The following is a 19,735-nucleotide window of genomic DNA, read 5'->3' as shown; positions in this document are numbered from 1 at the left end:
TCAGGCGTAGGACAGCGCCTTTTCCTCCAGCAGTTCCTGATACAGCTCGTTCCACTTGCGGCCCATTTCGTCGGCTGTGAATAACTGCCGGTAACGGGCTTCAGCCTTGACGCCCATTTCGGCGGCGCGGGTCGGGTTTTCCCACAGGGTACGCATCGCTTCGCGAAACGCCTGTGGATGACTCGGCGGCACCACCAGTCCGGTTTCGTTGTGGATATTGATGTAGCTGGTGCCGGTGCCGATCTCGCTGGAGATCATCGGCTTGCCGTACATCGCGCCTTCGAGCAGCGAAATACCGAACGCTTCCGAGCGCAGGTGCGACGGGAAGACGATGGCGTAGCTCAGTTGCAGCAGGGCGACCTTGTCGTCATCGCTCACCCGTCCGAGGAAGTGAATGTTGCGCAGACCCAGCGCGGCTGCCTGAGCGTGCAGCGCCTGCTCCAACGGGCCGGCACCGACGATCACCACCGGATAGTCCACGTCTTTCAAGGCATCGAGCAGGATGTGCAGGCCCTTGTAGTAGCGCATCACCCCGACGAACAGGAAAAACTTATCCCCAAGCTGCTGGCGCCAGCGGTTCATGCGCTCGGCGTCAGGCTGTGGATAACCGGCCTTGTTCAGGCCATAGGGAATGACCCGGGTCTTGTCCTGGAACTGTTGCAATACATCACTGGTGTGCAGGTAATTCGGCGAAGCGGCAACGATCCGGTCGGCGCTGGAGAGGAAGCGGTTCATCAGCGGGCGATAAAGCTTGAGCAGGTTCTTCTGGCGGATGATGTCCGAGTGGTAGGTCACCACGCTTGGTTTGTCCATGCCGCTGGCGAAATGCACCAGATCCATGAACGGCCACGGGAAGTGGTAGTTGATCACGTCGGCTTCGGCGGCCAGTTCGCGAAACTGCTTGAAGACGCTCCAGGAAAACCCGGTGGAAGCGAACTGGATGTCGAGTCTGGCCCGATGCACTTCGTGTTGCCCCAGTTGAACCACGGCCGGTTCGGGATGGGCGCTGAGGGTCAGCACCTGGCCGTCGATACCGTGCTGGGCGCCGCTCTCGCAGAGCTGGAAGATCACTTGCTCGATGCCGCCGACCGAGTCAGGCAGATACGTCTTGAAAAAATGAAGTACTCGCATTCAACCTCCCATGGCCTGGTGGTAGGCGCCGGCCGTGGCCTGCGCGCAACGCTTCCAGGAAAACAGCCGTGCCTGCTGCAATCCGGCTTCTCGGCATGCCTGCCAATGCGCTTGATCGTCGATCAGGCGACTCAGCGCATCGCGCAAGCCGTCTGCATCGTCAGCTTCAATGTAGTTACCGGCGACCCCTGCCACTTCCGGCATTGCCGAAGAGCGAGTGACCACCACCGGCGTGCCACTGGCCATCGCTTCCAGTACCGGCAGGCCAAAACCTTCATACAACGAGGGAAAAACCAGCGCCCGGGCGCCGGCCAGCAATTGCGCAACCTGTTCATCCGGCAAGTAGCCGAGCAGGCAGACATGACCGCTGGCCAGGGCTTCACGCAATTGCTCACTGAATTGTTCGCGCTGCCAGCCGGCCATACCGACGATCAACAGCGGGAAGCGCTGGCGCACGGCTTCGGGCAATAGCGCGTGGGCGCGCAGGGCCAGGCTCAGGTTCTTGCGCGGCTCCAGCGTGCCGACGCACAGGAAATACTCCCCCGCCTCCACGGCATGCGCCTTGAGCACGGCGTCGATGGCTTGCGGCTCGCGTGGATGAAAGCGCTCGGCGACACCCAGGGGTGCCACCACGAAGCGCTCGGCTGGCAGCCCGAAATAGCGTTGTGCTTCGTCGGCGATGGCTTGCGAGTCGGTCAGAATCACCTGTGCCTGTTGGATGCCGTCGGTCAGTCGCCGCTCGATTTCCCTGAGCCGTGCCTGCGGCTGCGTGTCCGGGAAATGCAGGTGCGTCAGATCGTGCAGGGTGATCACGGTCGGGCCGTCGAAGGCCAGCGGCCACAGGCTCGGTTCGTGATACAGGTCGATGTCGGGTGTGCGGCCCTGATCGAAGCGTTTCTGTTCCAGCCAGCGGCGTACCTGATAGGCGCCGGGGATCTTGCGCAGCACTGGGCTCAGGCGCGAGTAGCCGGGCATCGCCGCTTCCGGCAACTGCGCACTCCAGCCCCAGCCGTGAAACAGTGCCACGTCGATATCGGTTTCGGTGTGCAAGGCGTTGACCAGTTCAGCAACGTAATGGCCGATCCCGGTGCGTGGTGCCTGGAGAATCCGTGCGTTAAGGGCTATGCGCATGGGACCTCGCTTGCGCCGCGGGCGCTTGCAGCACATGGCGTGCGGTGCGTTCGGCCAGTTGCTGACTGGCTTCGCGCCAGCCGATCCAATGCCACTCGGCCACGTTACGGGCGGCGGGAAACTGGCCGCTGCGCTCGAAGGTCGTCACCAGATCGGCAAGGCGTTGCGGATCGTGCAAATTGAAGTAGGCCATGAATTCGCCGCCGATCTCGCGGAACACCGCGATGTCGCTGCCCATCGCCGGCAATCCGCGCTGCATGGCTTCCACCAGCGGCAGGCCGAAGCCCTCGACGAACGACGGGAACACCAATGCGCTGGAGTGGGCATACGCGTATTCCAGGCTGGTGTCGCTCAAGTCGTTGAACATGAACAGACGCCGGTTCAGTTCGGCGTGATTGCGTACCCGGGCGAGCAGGGCATCGCACTTCCAGCCGATGCGTCCGGCGATGCACAGGCGCGCATTTGAACCGGCTGCCCAGGCGCGTTCGAAGGCATCCAGAAGATAGTCGTGGTTCTTGCGTGGTTCGATGGTGCTGACCATCAGGAACACCGGCTCTGGCGTTGTGAACACACGCTCCAGCTGCGGTTCGACGGCTGCATCGACGCTTTGCAGATCCAGCTCGGAGCCGAGGTGGAAATAGTCGAACCAGCGCTTTTCGACATCTGCCGGACCGAGACGGCGCTGCACTTCCTCGCGCACCTGATCGCGCACGGTGGCGGAAATCGCCAGATAACCGTCGGCGGTACGGGTGATCCAGTCGAACCATTCGCTGAAAACCTGCACCAGCCGCGTGTCGTAAAACTGCGGGTGGGTCAGGGGAATCAGGTCGTAGATCACCGCTACGATGCCCACGCCTTGGTCTTTCAGGCGTTCGGCATGCAGAAAGAAGTCCGAGTGCCAGGACGAATCCAGCAACACCAGTTGGTCGCCGGGCTGGTGTTCCAGTGGCTCACAGCGCTGGGGCAACTGATAGCGGTTGACGCGTTCGATCAGCCGCAACGGGATACCGAACAGGCCGAACGAGCCCAGCCGATAGCCGACGTACAGGCCCCGTCGTGTCGTTTTGCTCCGGCAGCGGCTGTCGAGGCGCTGATGCAGTTGCCAGAAGCGATGGGCCAGCCGTTCCAGGCGCTCGCCAAACGTGACGATGGCATTGAACAGGGGAGCGTTCAGTGGCGCCAGGCGCTTCACGCGGTACAGCTCGCCCTTGAGCAAGACTACCGGCACGCACTCGACACCTTCAGCGCTCGGCGGCAGTTGCTTGATGACATTGCGCACCACCCGCTGAATCCCGGAATTGACTTTCGGGTGTTTGAACACGTGGGTGCATTCGACCAGCAGGCGTTTCATGGCGCACGCTCCGCGAGGCTGTCCGCATGGCGGGTGATCGAGGTTCTGGCGCCCAGCCAGGAACAGCCGACGAAATCTTCCTGGCGGTTGTTGATCACGTGGAACACCAGGCCGTAATCACGCCATTCGAAGTTGCGGTCCAGGTGTGAATCCAGCCGCGAAAGGCTCAGGGCCACGGAGTAATTGCCCTTGCCCAGGCCCATGACGAAGGCGAAGCGATAGGTGATGCGCTCACCGGCATGCAGATCTTCCAGCGCCTTGTTCTGTCGGTGGGTGTTGATGCCGTACATGGCCTGGCCCAGACGATCCTTGATCATGAACCCCAGCACCAGCCGTTCGATGTCCTGACGAATCTCGACGTCGACTTCCAGTGTTACCGGCTGACCGACTTCGGCGGCTTCGATGGAGCGCTCGTGCTCATCGAGCAGTCGCACGCTGAGGATCCCGGCCTCGCCGGTGCCGGACACGGTGCGCACCTGGCCGCCGTCGAGCAGTTCCTGGCGCACGGTCTGGCCCTCGCGTTCGGCGAGCAGGGCGTTGTAGTAATCCATGACCGCTTCGGGTTTGTCGTGCATAGCCATGTGGCCGGCCTCGAGCAGGATCGCCGAGTCGCAGATCGACTGGATCGCCGAGCGGTCGTGGGACACGATCAGCAGCGTGGTGCCGGCTTTGCGGAAGCTGCGGATACGGTCGAAGCTCTTGTGTTGAAAGTAGGCGTCGCCCACCGACAGCGCTTCGTCGACGATCAGTATGTCCGGGCGGCGCGCGGTGGCGACGCTGAAGGCCAGGCGCATCTGCATGCCGCTGGAGTAGGTGCGCACCGGGTGATCGATGGCCTCGCCGATTTCCGCGAAGCGTTCGATGTCCGGCATCAGCGCTTCAATTTCTTCGACGTGCATGCCCAGCAGTTGCCCGGCCATCACCGCATTCTGCCGCCCGGTGAAGTCCGGGTGAAAACCCATGCCCAGCTCCAGCAGCGCCGCGACCCGGCCCTCGAGCTGGATCTGGCCGCAGGTGGGCTGGGTGGTGCCGGTGATCATCTTGAGCAGGGTGCTTTTGCCAGCGCCGTTGACCCCGACGATGCCCACCGCTTCACCGGGGGCGATTTCGAAATTCACATCCTGCAGCACCCAGTGCTGGCGATGGCGCATCGGCGAAAACGGAATCAGCCATTCGGCCAGGCGACTCCAGCGGGTGGGGTACTGCTTGTAGGCCTTGCCCAGGCCGGTGACGCGTATGTGCCCCATCAGAGTTCATCCACCATTTCGCCGACCCGCCGGCGGAACAGGCGCAGCCCGATCACGCACAGCAGCAGGCCGATCACGAAGATCGGCAGCAGCGAGCTCCACACCGGCCATTGACCGTAGAGAAACAGGTTCTGGTAACTGCCGATCAGATTGGTCAGCGGGTTGAGTTGCAGCAGGCGCTGCACCCACTCGGGCAGGATGCTCAGCGGGTACACGATGGGCGTCAGCCAGAACCAGAATTGCAGACAGATGGCGAACAATTGCCCGACATCGCGAAAGAACACGTTGAGCACGCCGAGGATCATGCCCAGCCCGGCGCAGAACAGCACTTGCAGCGCCAGCAACGGCGCCAGTGCCAACAGGGCCATCCCCGGCCAGCGTCCGGTGATCAACAGAAAACCGAGGAACAGGCCGATGATGATCGCGAAGTTGATACCGGCATTGAGCAGTACGATCACCGGCAGGCAGAGGCGCGGGAAGCTGATTTTCTTCAGCAGATTGGCGTTCTCCAGAAACATGTTCTGGCTGCGCAGGGTGATTTCCGAAAACAGGCCCCAGGTCAGCAGCCCGGCGCACAGGTAGACGCTGTAGGCCATGCCGTCGTCCACGCCAGGCAGACGGGCGCGCATGATGTGGGAAAAGATCACGGTGTAGACGATGATCATCGACAGCGGGTTGAGTACCGTCCACAGCGCGCCGAACAGCGAATTGCGGTACCGCGCTTGAAACTCCCGTTTGACGCTACCGAGGATGAAACCCCGGTAGTCGTGCAGCGAGCGGTACAGGGAAAGCAGCATTCACACCGTCCTGCCGTATTGGTCTTCGAAGCGGACGATGTCGTCCTCTCCCAGGTATTCGCCACTTTGCACTTCGATGATCACCAGGTCGATCACGCCGGGGTTCTCCAGACGGTGCTTGTGACCGGCAGCGATGAACGTCGACTCGTTCTTGGCCACCAGCGTGGTACCGGTACCGTTGTTGGTGACCTTGGCCATGCCTTCGACCACCACCCAGTGTTCATTGCGGTGATGGTGCATCTGCAGCGACAGCTTGCCGCCGGGTTTGACCACGATGCGTTTGATCTTGAAGCGCGGGCCTTCCTCGAGCACGGTGTAGGTGCCCCATGGACGGCTGACCGTGCGGTGCAGGCGATAGGCTTCGTGGGACTTGTCCTTGAGCTGCTTGGCGACCCGGCGTACATCCTGAGCACGGTCGGCGTGGGCGACGAGCACGGCGTCGGCGGTGTCGATCACAATCAGGTCTTCTACACCCACCGCAGCCACCAGCCGGCCTTCGCTCTGGACGAAGTTGTTGCGGCTGTCGATGAAGATCGCTTCGCCGCTGGCGCGGTTATTGTCAGCATCTGCGGGCACCAGCGCCGCTACCGCGCCCCATGAACCGATGTCGCTCCAGTCGAAACTGGCGGGAACCACAACCACTTTTTCCGAGCGTTCCATCAGCGCGTAGTCGATGGAAATATCGGTGATCTCGGCGAACAGCGCCGCCGACAATTCCTGTTGCAGGCAGCCGACGGTTTCCACCGGTTCGCTGGCGGCCATGCAGGCGCGGGTCTGTTCCAGCAGCACGGGGGCGTGCAGCGCCAGCTCGGCGATCAGGGTCGCGGTGGTGAAGCAGAACATTCCCGAGTTCCACAGGAAGTTACCGCTCTCCAGATAATGGGTGGCGGTCTGCAGGTCGGGTTTTTCCACGAAACGCTGCACTTTGGCCGCGCCTCTGGCATCCAGTGGCGCGCCGGTCTCGATGTAGCCGAAGCCGGTTTCCGGAGCGGTCGGCACTACGCCGAAGGTCACCAGGTAACCGTCCTTCGCCAGATTGACCGCGTGTTCGACCGCACTCTTGAGCGCCACTTCGTCGACGATCAGGTGGTCGGCGGGCATCACCACCATGATCGCTTCGTCGCCGTGCAGGGCTTGCAGTGACAGTGCTGCCGCAGCGATGGCCGGGGCCGTGTTGCGGCCGGTGGGCTCGAGCAGGAAGTGTCCGCGGTGCCGTGACAGGCGCGCGGCCTGATAGTGATCCTTGCTTTGGAAGTAGTACTCGCGGTTGGTCACCGTGACAATGTCTCCCCAGCCGTCCAGCAGACCGGCAGCGCGCCGGTAGGTCTTGCCCAGCAGCGACTGGCCGTCGGGCAGGGTCATGAACGGCTTGGGATGGCCCTCTCGGGACACCGGCCACAAACGGGTGCCGGCACCGCCGGACAGAATCACGGGGATCAGCATGGCCTACTCCTTGGCGACGCGTTTCATGTCCGCATCCATCATCATGCGGATCAGGGTGTCGAGGTCGGTCTTCGGTTTCCAGCCCAGCACACGCTGGGCCTTGGCCGGGTTGCCCAGCAGCACTTCGACTTCGGCCGGACGGAAGAAGGCCGGGTCGATTTTCACGTAATCGCGGTAGTTCAGGCCGACGTGATCGAAGGCGATGCGGCACATTTCGCGCACAGTGGTGGTGACGCCGGTAGCGACCACGAAATCGTCGGGCTTGTCCTGTTGCAGCATCAGCCACATGGCTTCGACGTAGTCGCCGGCAAAGCCCCAGTCGCGCTTGGCGTCGATGTTGCCCAGGGCCAGTTCCTGCTGTTTGCCCTGCTTGATCCGGGCGGCCGCGTCGGTGACCTTGCGGGTCACGAACTCGATGCCGCGCAGTGGCGATTCATGGTTGAACAGGATGCCGCTGCTGGCGTGCAGGTTGAAACTTTCGCGGTAGTTGACGGTGATCCAGTGGCCGTAGAGTTTGGCCACGCCGTAAGGGCTGCGCGGGTAGAACGGGGTGTTCTCGTCCTGTTGCTCGGCCTGGATCAGACCGAACATCTCGCTGGTCGATGCCTGGTAGAAACGCGTGTGCGGGCTGAACTGGCGGATCGCTTCGAGCAAGTGAGTCACGCCCAGGCCATCGACGATGCCGGTGGTCACCGGTTGATCCCAGGAGGCGGCAACGAAGCTTTGGGCCGCCAGGTTGTAGACTTCGTCCGGCGCCGACTTGATGACCGCCCGCTGCACCGAGCAGGCATCGGCCATGTCGCCATCCAGGTACACGATGTCGGCTTCGACCCCCATTTCCCGCAGACGCCAGCGCGAATCGCTGCTGCGCCGCGCCACCAGCCCGTGAACCTTGTATCCCTTGTCGAGCAGCAGTCTGGCCAGATAAGCACCGTCCTGGCCGGTAATCCCTGTGATCAATGCACTTTTTGTCATTCTTGTCGTACTCGCTTCTCCCAGTCGGACAGGATCGCCCGCAGGGATTGTTGTGTAGTGATTTGCGGCGTCCATCCTGTGGTCCGGGCGAGCCGTTGATGGCTGCCGCAGACGCGACGCTGATCCGCGCGACGCATGCGTGCGGGATCCTGAACCAGTTGCAGGTTGACTTCGGCCAGATCGGCCATTTGCTCGATGAGACTGCGGATGCTTTGTTCACGGGCCGAGCAAATGTTGTAGACCTGACCCGGCGTGCCCTTTTCCAGCAGCGCGAAATAGGCGGAAACCACGTCGTCAACGTCGAGGAAATCCCGGGTGACGTCGATGTCGCCGACTTCCAGTTGCGGCCCTTGCAGGCCCTGTTTGATGCGACTGATCTGGCGTGCGGCGCTGGCGATGACGAAGCTGTCTTTCTGCCCGGTGCCGATGTGATTGAACGGGCGCGCCACCAATACCGGCCAGCCTTCGCTGAGGCCCCACTGCAGACTGAGGAATTCCGCCGACAGCTTGCTTACGGCGTAGGGATTGCGCGGGCAGGGTGGTTGTTGTTCGGTAATGGGTAGAGCGTGTTCTTCAACCTGGCCGTAGACATCACCTGAGCTGACATACAGAAACGTGCCTTTGAAACCGCGGGCCTTGAGCGCCTGCAACAGGTTCAAGGTGCCGAGCAGGTTGATGTCCAGGGTACGTGCCGGATCGCGGAAGGCTTCGGGGACAAAGGTCTGGCCAGCGAGGTGAATGACCGCATCGGGCAGTTGCGGCCACAGATCGACAAGGCTTTCAGGTTTTGTCAGGTCATAGGGTGAGGCGGCAGGCAGCAACTGCCACGACGCGTCTTCCTCTTGCAGACGTGACTGGATGTGTTGTCCCACGAACCCACTGAGGCCCGTGATGAACAGACTTTTTTTCAAACAGCGCCCCTTGGTCTTTAACGTTCACCTTTCCCACAGGCTTGTCGGGAATTTGCTGTCGAATCGTAGGAGCAATTCGGCAGGTCTGTAGGTGAAGTCATTGTTGTAGTTGTTTGGCTGCCAATCTGTGCCAATTGCGTGACAATTTCAACAGGACAAATCGTGACCGGTCAGTTCTCGTCAGAGTAGCCGGATTTTTCTCGCCGGGCGGTTCACGAATCCGCGACGGATGTGTTTAGAATGCCCCTCGTCGCGTTCCCCGGCAGTTTTTCCTGAGGGTCGTGCGACAGGGTAAAACCGACCATTAAAACAAGAACAGAAATGTGCCCGATGACGCAGGACGAACCCCGGTGATACCGGCTCGATCCAACGCCTGGCCGTTATAGCGTGAGGCTGCCGGGATGGCGGTCGCACCTTGGGATGCCATGAATTTCATTCTCTACTCGGACGTCAACGATCGCTCCATCAGCCAGAGTCTCGGGCGTCCCGAATACAGCTATTACTTCGTGCTCAAGGCCTATCGCCCGGTGCTTGAAAGCCTGGGTCGGGTGCATGTGGTGTCCACCACCGCCGAGATCGATCCGCTCTATCGGCAGTTGCTCGCTGCCGGTGAGCGCAGCGTGTTCCTGTCGTTCACGCCGCCGCAAAATACCCCGACCGATATCGAGTGTCCGACGATCTGCGTCATCGCATGGGAGTTCGATACGATTCCCGACGAGTCGTGGGACGGTGATTCGCGCCATGACTGGACGCAGATGCTTGCCCGACATGGACGGGTCATCACGCTGTCGAGCCATACTGCCCGGGCAATCCGCCGCGCCATGGGTGAAGCGTTTCCGGTGCTGGTGCTGCCAACCCCGCTGTGGGAAAGCTTTGCCGCTGTTCGTGAAGGGCATGTCAGTGCGCCGATCAATTCCGGTACGACGCTGGCGATCAAGGGCTGCATTTTCGACAGCAGGACGCTGGGCCTTTGCGCCGATGATCTGTTGCCCAAGCCGCTGACTGCCGAGCAGCTGGCCGAGATCGAGGCGCTGCGCCCGCCACCGCTGACGTTCAAACGGCGCCTGGTGATTGCCCGCCATTACCTGCGCCTGTGGGTGCTGAACCCGAGCGATCAACCTGAGCCCATCGCCCGGGTGAAATATTTGCATCACGGGTACTGGGAAGGATTGCGCGACCTGGTGCCGGACAAAGTCCATGCCTGGCTCGAGCGACGCCTGCCGAACATTGCCGGCCCCCATGCCGTGCCCGTGGCCGAGCCGCCGCCACCGGACCTGCCGGACACCTCGGGGGTGGCTGAAGCCACGGTCGATGGGGTGATTTACGTCACCGTATTCAACCCCAGAGACGGTCGCAAGAACTGGCACCATCTGATCACCGCGTTCTGCTGGGCCTTTCGCCAAACACCTGATGCGACGCTGGTGCTGAAGATCACCCAGAACGATCTGGCGTCCTACTACAGCGAACTGATGACCTTGCTTGCGCAACTGACGCCGTTCGCCTGCCGGGTGCTGGTGATGCACGGTTATCTGGACGATGCGCAATACGCGCGGCTCTACCGGGCCGCCAGTTTCTACGTCAACGCTTCACGCTGCGAAGGCCTTTGCCTGCCGCTGATGGAGTTCATGTCCAGCGGCAAACCGGTGATCGCGCCGGATCACACGGCGATGGAAGACTACATCGATGACACCGTGGCCTTCGTCGTCCAGTCCAGCGAAGAGCTGACGATCTGGCCCCAGGACACCCGCATCATCTACCGCACCCTGCGCTATCGACCGGACTGGGCGTCGCTCAAAAGCGCTTACGAAAACAGCTACCGGATGGCCACGGCGCAGCCGCAGGATTACGCGCGGATGTCTGCCGCCGCTGTCGAACGCATGCACGACTACTGCGCGTTTGCCCCGGTGCAGCAGCGCATGGCGGACTTTTTCGGCCTCGAGCCAGGGGCCGCTGAATCTGCGCCCGTGACGGACAACGCCTCATGCTGATCATCATTCATTCGGAAACCAACCAGCACACCATCGCGCAAAACCTGGGCCGTTCGGAGTACAGCTATTACTTCGTGCTCAAGGAATACCGCCCGGTGCTCGAGCGTCTCGGGCGCGTGGTGGAAGTAGTGGACCCGGCCCGGGAAGTCGATGCGCTGTATCTGGAATGCCTGGCGCATGGCGAACCGTGCGTGTTTCTGTCGTTCTCGCCGCCGCACCGCACGCCAATCCATCTGGCGTGCCCGACGCTGCCGGTGTTCGCCTGGGAATTCAGCACCATCCCCAACGAGCCCTTCGACAACGAGCCGCGCAATGACTGGCGCACGGTGCTCCGGGCCTGCGGCGCGGCGATCACCCATTCCAGTTACACGGTCAACGCCGTGCGCGAGGCCATGGGCGCCGATTACCCGATTGTTGCTGTCCCGGCGCCGGTGTGGGATCGCTTCGCGGCCCGGGGCGCGCAGCTTCAGGGGCAGCATTCGACGGGGCCGGTGCGCCTGACCATCAAGGGGCTGGTGGCCGACAGTCGCAAGCTCGATCTCGACGCCTTCGGCCCTAAGCATCTGCGTCGTGGCCAGGGCATCGATTTCCAGGCGCCGGTGTGCGAGCAGGCGTTGTTGCTGGACGGTGTCGTCTACACGTCGGTGTTCAATCCCGGCGACGGACGCAAGAACTGGGAAGACATGCTCAGCGCATTCTGCGTGACGTTCCGCGACATCGAAGACGCGACGCTGGTCCTCAAACTCACCCACCACGATGCAGAAGAAGCCCTCAGCGACATTCTTCATCACCTGTACAAAAACCAGTCCTACCGCTGCCGCATCGTGCTGATTTATGGCTACCTCGCGGACGCGGACTACGAACGTCTGGTGCAGGCCACCCGGTACGTGGTGAACACTTCCTACGGTGAAGGCCAGTGCCTGCCCCTGATGGAATTCATGTCCTGCGGCAAGCCGGCCGTAGCACCGCGTACCACGGCGATGATCGATTACCTGAGCACCGACAACGCGTTCCTGGTCGAGTCCACCGATGAACTGACTGCCTGGCCCCACGATCCGCGCAAGGCGTTCCGCACTTTGCGCTACATGACCAACTGGGCATCGGTCTGCGTGGCCTATCGCGACAGCTATGAGGTGGCGAAGAACGATCCCGGGCGTTATGCGCAAATGTCGGCGCAAGCCGTTGCCAGTCTCCAGGCGTTCTGCAGTCAGGCGTTGGCCGAGCAGCGTTTGCGCGATTTTCTCGCTCAAGTGCACGAGCTCCGCGCTGTCGCTGCAACGGAAGCCACAGGCACATGATCCGCGCATTACTGAGGCGCTTGCGTCCGGTCATGCGATCGGTGCCGGTCTCTGCACCTGAACCGAAGGCTGTCAGCGTGTCGCCGCGGGACGTCGGGTTGCACGATGCGATGCTCGACGGCTGGTTTCACGGCGACAGTGGCGAGTTGCTCAAGGGCTTTGCCATCGGTGCGGACGACACCCTGCTCGACGTGGGTTGCGGTGAGGGCGTGGCGACATTGTTCGCCGTGCGCCAGGGCGCCTCGGTGATCTTCACCGACAGCGAACACGACAAGGTGCATGACCTCGCCCGGCAAGTCGAAGCGCAGAGCCGTAAACCCAGTCTCGGTCTGGTCAGCAACAGCCTGCCGCTGCCGCTGAGCGATGGTTGTGCAAGCAAGGTGGTGTGCATGGAAGTACTGGAGCACATCGACCAGCCCGAACCGTTCATGGCCGAACTGGTGCGCATGGGGCGTCCCGGAGCGTTGTACCTGCTCAGTGTGCCGGCACCGGTGGGTGAGCATTTGCAGCAGGGAATCGCCCCGGCCAGTTATTACCAGTCACCCAACCACGTGCAGATTTTTACCCCGGAACGTTTCGCGGCACTGGTGGAGGACGCCGGTCTGGTGATCGAGCATCGCCAGGCCACGGGATTTTTCTGGGTCATGGGCATGATCTTTTTCTGGGCCAGCGAACGTGCTGCCGGACGTGATCTCGGCGGTGCCGTGCGCGACCGGATCCAGGCGCCGTATCCACCCCTGATGGAAGGCTGGGCCAGAACCTGGCAGGACTTGCTGGCGCAGCCCGACGGATTGGCGATCAAGCAGATGCTGGACCGGTTCATGCCCAAGAGTCAGGTGATCATTGCCCGTAAACCGCTCGATGCAGGGCGTGTGTCATGAGCGGCAAGCGCATCATGGACATCGAAGTCCTGCGCGCGGTCGCCGTGCTCGGCGTGCTGTTTCATCACCTGCAGGGAAGCCTGTTCACCGATCCGGTGCCGCTGCTTGAAAGGGTTCATGCCTGGGCACAGCCGTGGTGGGGCGTTGACCTGTTTTTTGCCATTTCCGGATTTGTCATCGCCCGTAGCCTGATCCCGGCGCTGCGAGGCTGTTCGACTCGCCAGCAATACTGGGAACAGACGCGTAACTTTTGGTTGCGCCGGGCCTTCCGTCTGTTGCCGTCGGCCTGGTTATGGCTGGCGCTGATGCTGCTCGCATGTGTGTTTCTCAATCGCTCCGGGGCTTTCGGTACGCTGCACGCCAACCTGCAAGCGACGCTGGCCGGTGTATTGCAGTACGCCAATTTCCGTTTTGCCGACAGCTTTTTTCATTACGAGTACGGCAGCAGCTTCGTGTACTGGAGCCTGTCGCTGGAAGAGCAGTTCTATCTGCTGTTCCCGCTGCTGATTCTGGTGTGCCGCAAGCATCTGGTCTGGGCGTTGCTGGCGCTGGTCGCGGTGCAATTGTTCACCTTGCGCACGCCGCTGTTGATGGTGATCCGTACCGATGCGCTGGCCCTCGGCGTGTTGCTGGCGATGTGGAGCGTGCAGCCGTCCTGGCGGCGATGGGAGCCGACCTTCCTGCGTCATCCGTGGGCCGGTGTGACTGCGCTGATCGTGCTGGCGCTGCTGTTGAGCTACATGGCCACCGACCGTTTCACCTTCGCCTCTTACCGGATCGGCTCGATTGCCGTGCTCGGCGCGCTGCTGGTGTGGATCGCATCGTACAACCGCGATTACCTGTTGCCGGCCGGCAGAGTGCAGCGGCTGATGGCATGGATCGGCAGCCGCTCCTACGGCATCTATCTGATCCACATCCCGGCCTATCAACTGGTGCGGGAACTGATCTTCCGTTTGCAGAGTGCCGGTCTGCCGAGCCCGGCGGGGCATCCGGTCGTGACGCTGCTGATTGCCGGTGGCCTGATCGTGCTGCTCAGCGAGCTGAATTATCGTTTCATCGAAATGCCGATGCGCAATCGCGGCGCCGCCCTGGTGCGGGGTCTCGGTATATCGCGCAACGCCGTCCCATCCTCTGGAGCCACCTCATGCTGAGCCTTTTGAAGAAACTCACAGCACCGACGCCTGTCCCGGCAGCCGCGCAGCCTGCTGCCGACAAGGTCGATCCGTACATGCTCGGCCTGCACGATGCAATGCTCAGTGGCTGGTTCAACCAGGAGACCGGCGAGCTGTTCAAAGGCTTCCCGGTGACCGCCGATGACACGTTGCTCGATGTCGGTTGTGGCGACGGTGGCAACGTACATTTCTGCGGCATGCGCGGGGCGAAGATCATCATCGCCGACATCGACGGTGCCAAGGTCGAAGCGACCCGCCAGCGCTTGAGCGACACGCCGGCCCGTGGCGTCGAGTGTCACGTCACCGACTGCAACCCGCTGCCGATTGCCGATGGCACCGCCACGCGCGTGGTGTCTACTGAAGTCATCGAGCACGTCGACGACCCGGCACAGTTTCTCGCCGAACTGGTGCGTGTCGGCCAGTCGGGCGCGCTGTACCTGCTGAGCGTGCCGCACCCCAGTTCCGAAGATTTGCAGAAAGACATCGCGGCACCGGAGTATTTCCAGAAGCCCAACCACATTCGCATCATCAGTGAAGAGCAGTTCAAGGCCATGGTCAGCGAGGCAGGGCTGGAGATCATCAGCCATAGCCAGTACGGTTTTTACTGGTCGATGTGGATGATGCTGTTCTGGGAAGCCAAGGTCGAATTCAGCAACCCGGACCATCCGCTGCTCAACCATTGGGCCGATACCTGGCAAGCGGTGCTCGATTCGCCGCGCGGCGCGCAGATCAAGCAGGCGCTGGATGCGGTGGTGGCGAAAAGTCAGGTGATCATCGCCCGCAAGCCCTGAGCGCTTTTGTGTAACCTTGCAGCCTGATGTCTCAGGGATCTGCAAGGTATGCGCTTTTTTATCGGGTGGTCAGCCGTGGTGGCGATGTTGCTGCTCTATGGTTGTGAACGCCAGGACGCCGTGCCGCTCGATCAGCAACTCTACGTCTGGCAACGGCAATGGACGCCGGCCCATGAAATCGCCCTGAAGGACAGTCATGGCGACTTCTCGACGCTTCGGGTGCTGGCGCTGCAAGCCTTCCCGAATGCCGGGTGGAATCGGGCGCGAGTCGATTACGCACTGCTCAAGCAGGATGCCCGGCCGCTGATTGCGGTGATTCGTCTCGACGGTCAGCTCAAGGCGCTCGACCAGCAAGCCGTCACGGCGCAGATCCTTCAGGTGCTCGCCGACTGGCAAGGGCAGGGACTGACCCCGAGCGGCGTCGAGATCGACCATGACGCCGGCAATGCCCGATTGCCGGCCTACACCGATTTCCTCATTCATTTGCGCGCCGCATTGCCGGCCAACCTGCCCTTGAGCATCACCGCGTTACCCGCCTGGCTAGACAGCCCGCAATTGCCGGCGCTGTTGGCGGCTGTCGACAGCAGTGTGTTGCAGGTGCATGCCGTCAGTGACCCCCGTCGCGGTCTGTTCGACGCCGAGCAGGCACAACGCTGGGCCAGGGCCTGGGGGCGGGTGACCGAACAACCGTTCTACCTGGCGTTGCCCGCCTACGGTGTGGCGCTGTTGCCGGACGCCGGTGGCGCTCCGGTGGTGGAGAGTGAAGTCACACTGGAACGCAGCGGCGAGCGACGCGAGTTGCTCGCCGATCCGCAGCAACTGAGCCGGCTGGCCATTGAACTTCGCGAGGATCGCCCGGCACATCTGGCCGGTCTGATCTGGTTTCGCCTGCCGCTGGCCAGCGACCGCAGGGCCTGGAGTCTGAGCACGCTGCAGGCGGTCGCCCGAGGCGATGCGTTGAGCAGTCAGCTCGGCCTGACGTTCACCGAACAGAACGGCCTGCAAGACATCGCCCTGCGTAACGTCGGTAACCTCGACAGCGCCTGGCCCACTCGCATCACCGTCAAAGCCCGGGGTTGCGAAGGCGCCGACGCGCTCGCCGGTTATGCATTGCAACAGACCGCGGATCTGCTTACCTTCACCCGCTTGCGCGACGGCCGATTGCCGGCGGGCGGGCAACGTGCGATCGGTTGGGCACGTTGCGCAAATATTGATCAAGGAGGCTCGCATGTTGACCCGTAACTGGCCCCGCCACCTGCTTTGCCTGAGCCTCAGCCTGCCGCTGGGATCGGCACTGGCCTGCGGCCCTGATTTCCCGATGCGTCTGCTCGACGATCGCGGGCAATCGCTGGCGGAACTGCCGGAGGGCAACTTCAAGTTCGAGATCAGTCGCCTCGGCAAAACCATTGCGGGGCTCAAGAACGTCACCGCCGCCACCCACAATCCGGATGACATCTACGCCGAGGCGCCAGAGCTTGCCGAGGTGCGCGAAAAGGCCGAGCAGATCGGCCTGACGCCTGAACAGCAAGCGCTGGTCAAACAACTGCGCAGCCTGACCGATGCCCGTCAGGTCGAGGTGCAGGGCGCGAGCCTGCCGGCGGAACTGCGTTTGTATGTGGCGGGCGCCGTGGCGTTCGGCGCCGGCGACCATCAATTGGCTGTCGAGTATTTCCGTCAGTTGCTGGCGTTGCCGGCCGATCAGCGGGCGTTGCGCAGCACCTGGGCCGCGTATTCGCTGGGCCGGGCTTTCTTTGCCATGAGCAGCGAGGCGGGTGATGCACTCCAGGCGTTGGAAAACGCCATCGAGGCCTTCCGCCAGACGCGGCAACTGAGCATCGACGGTTTCAGCGATCCGCTGGAGCTTGGCGTGGCCAGCCTCGGCGAAGAAGCACGAGCGCTGCGCACGGCGGGCAGTTGGGACAAGGCCATCGAGCTCTATGCCACGCAAAACCTGCATGGCTCGAACGTCGGCTACACCTCGTTGAAGCTGTTGATGAACGACCTGGCCGAAGAGCCTGAAGACAGACTTGAAAAGTTGCTGCGCGGCAAAGCGGTGCAGCAACTGGTGACGGCCTCGCTGATCAGCCGGATCGGCTGGTCGTTCGGCGATGAGCCGCCGAATCAGAAAAAGCTGATCAAGGCTTTGCAGGAAAGTACTCGCGGCAGCCTCGACAACGCCGATCGCCTGGCGGCCATGAATTATCAACAGGGCGATTACGCCAGCGCCAAGGCGTTCCTCGAACATGCAGGCGACGGCGGTCTGGCGTGGTGGCTGCGGGCGAAACTGGCGGTGCGTGACGGCGATAAAAACGCCGCTGCAGCGGCTTATGCCAAAGCCGCGCAGGCGTTCCCGCAGGACGAATCCTGGGGCGAGCGGCGCACGGCCGACTGGAATCTCGAAACCCTGCAACCCAAGTGCCGGGTCGAGGGTGAAAGCGCGATTCTTGCGCTGCAACGGGGTGAGTATCTGCAGGCTTTCGACCAGTTGTATCGCAGCAAGGCTATTTATTGGTTTGACGCTGCGACCGTGGCGGAGCGAGTGCTGACGGTCGAGGAACTGAAAAACTATGTCGATACCAATGTGCCGGCGCCACCTGCGCTGAGTCAGCAGGATCGCGACAATTACGTGCCGCTGCCGGTCGCCGCAAGCCTGCGCAATCTGCTGGGTCGGCGTTTGCTGCGTGAAGGGCACTACGAAGAAGCGGTCGGTTACTTCGATAATGCCGATCTGCAGAACAAGGCCCGGCTCTACGGCGAACAACGCCTGAAGGCCGATTCGGCATGGTGGCCGACCAAGCGTGCCAGTGCGCTGTTCAATGCCGCGTGGACGGCCCGCGAGTGGGGCATGGACATCCTGGGCTACGAAATGGCCCCGGATTACGCGACCTTCGGCGGCAACTACAGCCTGGAAACCACCGAACTGAAAGTCGGGCCGCTGGTGAGCGAAGCCGAGGTGCAACGCCAGAAGGCCAGTGAAGCGCAGCCGGATGAACGTTATCACTACCGTTTCGTTGCCACGGCGTTGGCCAGTCGTGCGGCGGATAACCTGCCGCACACCAGTCAGGCGTTCGCTGCCGTGCTGTGCTCGGCCGCCGGTTGGAACAGCAGCCTGGAAGAGCAGAGCGCGTTGTACAAGCGCTATGTCGATGAAGGGCCTTACGTTCCGTGGGCGGTGGATTTTGGCCATCAGTGCCCGTACCCGGATTTTGAAAACGCCGACAAGCGCTATGTCACTCAGGTGACCGACTCGGTGCGTTCGACACTGCGGCCGTACAAGTGGCCGGTGCAGATCGGTGCGATTGTCGTGTTCACCGCCGTGGCCGTGTTGATGATTACCCGGCGCCAGCGCAAGGCTCGCAAAGCCTAAGCCTGCTGGACGAACGTCAGGCGCACGGCGAAGCCGATCAACAGGCTGCCGAACAACCACTGCTGCACCCGTTGGGCCGTCGGGCTGTGTTTCAGCCAGCGGCCCAATACCGTGCCGAGCAGGGCATAGGCGCTGTCGAACAGCAATCCTGCGGCCACCAGCATCGCGCCGAGCACCGCAAACTGCGTCAGCACCGGCGCGCCATTCGCCACGATGAACTGTGGCAGCAGTACCGAGCAGAACAACAAGGCTTTCGGGTTGAGCAGGTTGGTCAGCAGGCCACGACGGATCGCTGCGCGCCACTGACCCTGGCTGTCCGTTACGGTCCCGGCGTTCAGATCCGGCAGCAGCGTGGTGCGCAGGCACTGGATGCCGATCCACAGCAGGTACGCCGCCCCGGCCATTCGCACGGCATCGAACGTCCACGGCGCCGCCTTGAACAGCGCCGCCAGCCCCAGCGCCGCGAGCGCTACATGACAGGCTCGGGCGACGGCCAGACCCACCGCCGTGGCAAGTGCTGCGCCGCGACCCTGGCGGGCACCGGTCTGCAACAGCAGGATCATGTCCGGGCCGGGCAGCAGATAGACCACCGCCAAAGCCAGGAAAAACAGCCAGAGACTCGCCATGTCGCACCCCTTTCGTTGTCGATTCGGTGCAATCAGTCTATGACTGAGGGGCAGGGCAGGTGCTTGCGTAGTTCGCTTCAATAACCACGCGGATTGGCATAACCTGCTTTCTTTTTGCCGTTACACCATCAGGATCTGCCAACCATGAAACTCGACGCCTTCGATCGCAAGATTCTCGCCGCGCTGCAACGAGACGGGCGTCTGAGCAATGTGCAACTGGCGGACGAGATCGGGTTGTCCGCCTCGCCGTGCCTGCGCCGGGTGCGCATGCTGGAAGAGGCCGGGGTGATTCGCGGTTATCAGGCGAACCTGGACCGTGACGAGGTGGGGCTGGGGCTGACGGTGTTCGTCGGGGTCAAGGTCGAGCGCCACAACGATGAACAGGCCGAGGCGTTTCATCACGCAGTGACAGCATTGCCAGAGGTGATTTCGGCGTTTCTGGTCTCCGGGGAATCGGATTTTCTGCTGCAAGTGGTGGTACCGGACTTGCGTGCCTATGACCGTTTCCTCACCGGTTGCCTGCTGAAGTTGCCGGGGGTAAGCGACATCCGCAGCAATTTTGCGATTCACACGGTGAAGACCCCGGGCGCGTTGCCGCTGGGGCATTTGCCGTCCTGATACTTCCC

The 19,735-nt window shown here is 62.3% G+C and carries 17 protein-coding genes; 8 read left to right on the top strand and 9 right to left on the bottom strand.

Annotated elements, in window-relative coordinates; all coding sequences use genetic code 11:
* The 8 genes from C6Y56_RS28865 to C6Y56_RS28830 are packed head-to-tail and all read right to left on the bottom strand — an operon-like array spanning nucleotide 1 to nucleotide 8,986.
* Nucleotides 1–1,131 carry a glycosyltransferase family 4 protein gene (locus C6Y56_RS28865; RefSeq protein ID WP_169432564.1) on the bottom strand — a complete coding sequence of 377 codons (1,131 nt, stop codon included), beginning with the start codon at nucleotides 1,129–1,131 and terminating at the stop codon, nucleotides 1–3.
* A complete protein-coding gene (locus C6Y56_RS28860) occupies nucleotides 1,132–2,262 on the bottom strand; it encodes a glycosyltransferase family 4 protein (RefSeq protein ID WP_169432563.1) in 1,131 nt (376 codons plus the stop codon).
* Entirely contained in the window at nucleotides 2,246–3,613 is a 1,368-nt protein-coding gene (locus C6Y56_RS28855) for a glycosyltransferase family 4 protein (protein ID WP_169432562.1), read from the bottom strand. Before C6Y56_RS28855 ends, C6Y56_RS28860 begins: the two co-directional genes overlap by 17 nt.
* Nucleotides 3,610–4,860, bottom strand: a complete 1,251-nt coding sequence (locus C6Y56_RS28850; protein ID WP_169432561.1) for an ABC transporter ATP-binding protein — start codon at nucleotides 4,858–4,860, stop codon at nucleotides 3,610–3,612. The genes C6Y56_RS28855 and C6Y56_RS28850 overlap by 4 nt, the downstream gene beginning before the upstream one ends.
* Nucleotides 4,860–5,657, bottom strand: coding sequence for an ABC transporter permease (locus C6Y56_RS28845; RefSeq protein WP_169432560.1), 798 nt, complete (start codon nucleotides 5,655–5,657; stop codon nucleotides 4,860–4,862). The genes C6Y56_RS28850 and C6Y56_RS28845 overlap by 1 nt, the downstream gene beginning before the upstream one ends.
* Complete coding sequence (locus tag C6Y56_RS28840; RefSeq protein ID WP_169432559.1) at nucleotides 5,658–7,100, bottom strand: mannose-1-phosphate guanylyltransferase/mannose-6-phosphate isomerase; 1,443 nt, start codon at nucleotides 7,098–7,100, stop codon at nucleotides 5,658–5,660.
* A 3-nt stretch (nucleotides 7,101–7,103) separates the two neighbouring features.
* Nucleotides 7,104–8,075, bottom strand: a complete 972-nt coding sequence (gmd, locus tag C6Y56_RS28835) for a GDP-mannose 4,6-dehydratase (RefSeq protein WP_007954189.1) — start codon at nucleotides 8,073–8,075, stop codon at nucleotides 7,104–7,106.
* Nucleotides 8,072–8,986: a GDP-mannose 4,6-dehydratase gene (locus C6Y56_RS28830; protein WP_169432558.1), complete on the bottom strand. Its 915-nt coding sequence runs from the start codon at nucleotides 8,984–8,986 to the stop codon at nucleotides 8,072–8,074. The genes gmd and C6Y56_RS28830 overlap by 4 nt, the downstream gene beginning before the upstream one ends.
* Nucleotides 8,987–9,387: 401 nt before the next feature.
* Between C6Y56_RS28830 and C6Y56_RS28825 the strand changes: the two genes are divergently transcribed.
* The 7 genes from C6Y56_RS28825 to C6Y56_RS28795 are packed head-to-tail and all read left to right on the top strand — an operon-like array spanning nucleotide 9,388 to nucleotide 18,483.
* Nucleotides 9,388–10,974: a glycosyltransferase gene (locus C6Y56_RS28825; RefSeq protein WP_169432557.1), complete on the top strand. Its 1,587-nt coding sequence runs from the start codon at nucleotides 9,388–9,390 to the stop codon at nucleotides 10,972–10,974.
* On the top strand, nucleotides 10,968–12,272 hold the full coding sequence (locus C6Y56_RS28820; RefSeq protein ID WP_169432556.1) for a glycosyltransferase: 1,305 nt from the start codon (nucleotides 10,968–10,970) through the stop codon (nucleotides 12,270–12,272). The genes C6Y56_RS28825 and C6Y56_RS28820 overlap by 7 nt, the downstream gene beginning before the upstream one ends.
* Nucleotides 12,269–13,153: a class I SAM-dependent methyltransferase gene (locus C6Y56_RS28815; protein ID WP_169432555.1), complete on the top strand. Its 885-nt coding sequence runs from the start codon at nucleotides 12,269–12,271 to the stop codon at nucleotides 13,151–13,153. The genes C6Y56_RS28820 and C6Y56_RS28815 overlap by 4 nt, the downstream gene beginning before the upstream one ends.
* Entirely contained in the window at nucleotides 13,150–14,304 is a 1,155-nt protein-coding gene (locus tag C6Y56_RS28810) for an acyltransferase family protein (RefSeq protein ID WP_169432554.1), read from the top strand. The genes C6Y56_RS28815 and C6Y56_RS28810 overlap by 4 nt, the downstream gene beginning before the upstream one ends.
* Nucleotides 14,298–15,116: a class I SAM-dependent methyltransferase gene (locus C6Y56_RS28805; RefSeq protein ID WP_169432553.1), complete on the top strand. Its 819-nt coding sequence runs from the start codon at nucleotides 14,298–14,300 to the stop codon at nucleotides 15,114–15,116. Before C6Y56_RS28810 ends, C6Y56_RS28805 begins: the two co-directional genes overlap by 7 nt.
* 48 nt (nucleotides 15,117–15,164) lie before the next feature.
* Complete coding sequence (locus C6Y56_RS28800; protein WP_169432552.1) at nucleotides 15,165–16,358, top strand: DUF3142 domain-containing protein; 1,194 nt, start codon at nucleotides 15,165–15,167, stop codon at nucleotides 16,356–16,358.
* The gene (locus C6Y56_RS28795; RefSeq protein WP_169432551.1) at nucleotides 16,345–18,483 is read left to right on the top strand and encodes a hypothetical protein; all 2,139 of its coding nucleotides are present in this window, start codon (nucleotides 16,345–16,347) and stop codon (nucleotides 18,481–18,483) included. Before C6Y56_RS28800 ends, C6Y56_RS28795 begins: the two co-directional genes overlap by 14 nt.
* Here the strand turns inward: C6Y56_RS28795 and C6Y56_RS28790 are convergent.
* A complete protein-coding gene (locus C6Y56_RS28790) occupies nucleotides 18,480–19,109 on the bottom strand; it encodes a LysE family translocator (protein WP_169432550.1) in 630 nt (209 codons plus the stop codon). The two genes, C6Y56_RS28795 and C6Y56_RS28790, sit on opposite strands and share 4 nt — an antisense overlap.
* Before the next feature lie 144 nt (nucleotides 19,110–19,253).
* Between C6Y56_RS28790 and C6Y56_RS28785 the strand changes: the two genes are divergently transcribed.
* On the top strand, nucleotides 19,254–19,727 hold the full coding sequence (locus tag C6Y56_RS28785; RefSeq protein WP_169432549.1) for an Lrp/AsnC family transcriptional regulator: 474 nt from the start codon (nucleotides 19,254–19,256) through the stop codon (nucleotides 19,725–19,727).
* Nucleotides 19,728–19,735 lie beyond the last annotated feature (8 nt).

The organism is Pseudomonas fluorescens (genome assembly GCF_012974785.1).
In the GTDB taxonomy this organism is placed as follows: Bacteria; Pseudomonadota; Gammaproteobacteria; order Pseudomonadales; family Pseudomonadaceae; genus Aquipseudomonas; species Aquipseudomonas fluorescens_BT.
The sequence above is the reverse complement of the archived record's forward strand: the minus strand, read 5'-3'. Positions and strand labels throughout refer to the sequence as shown.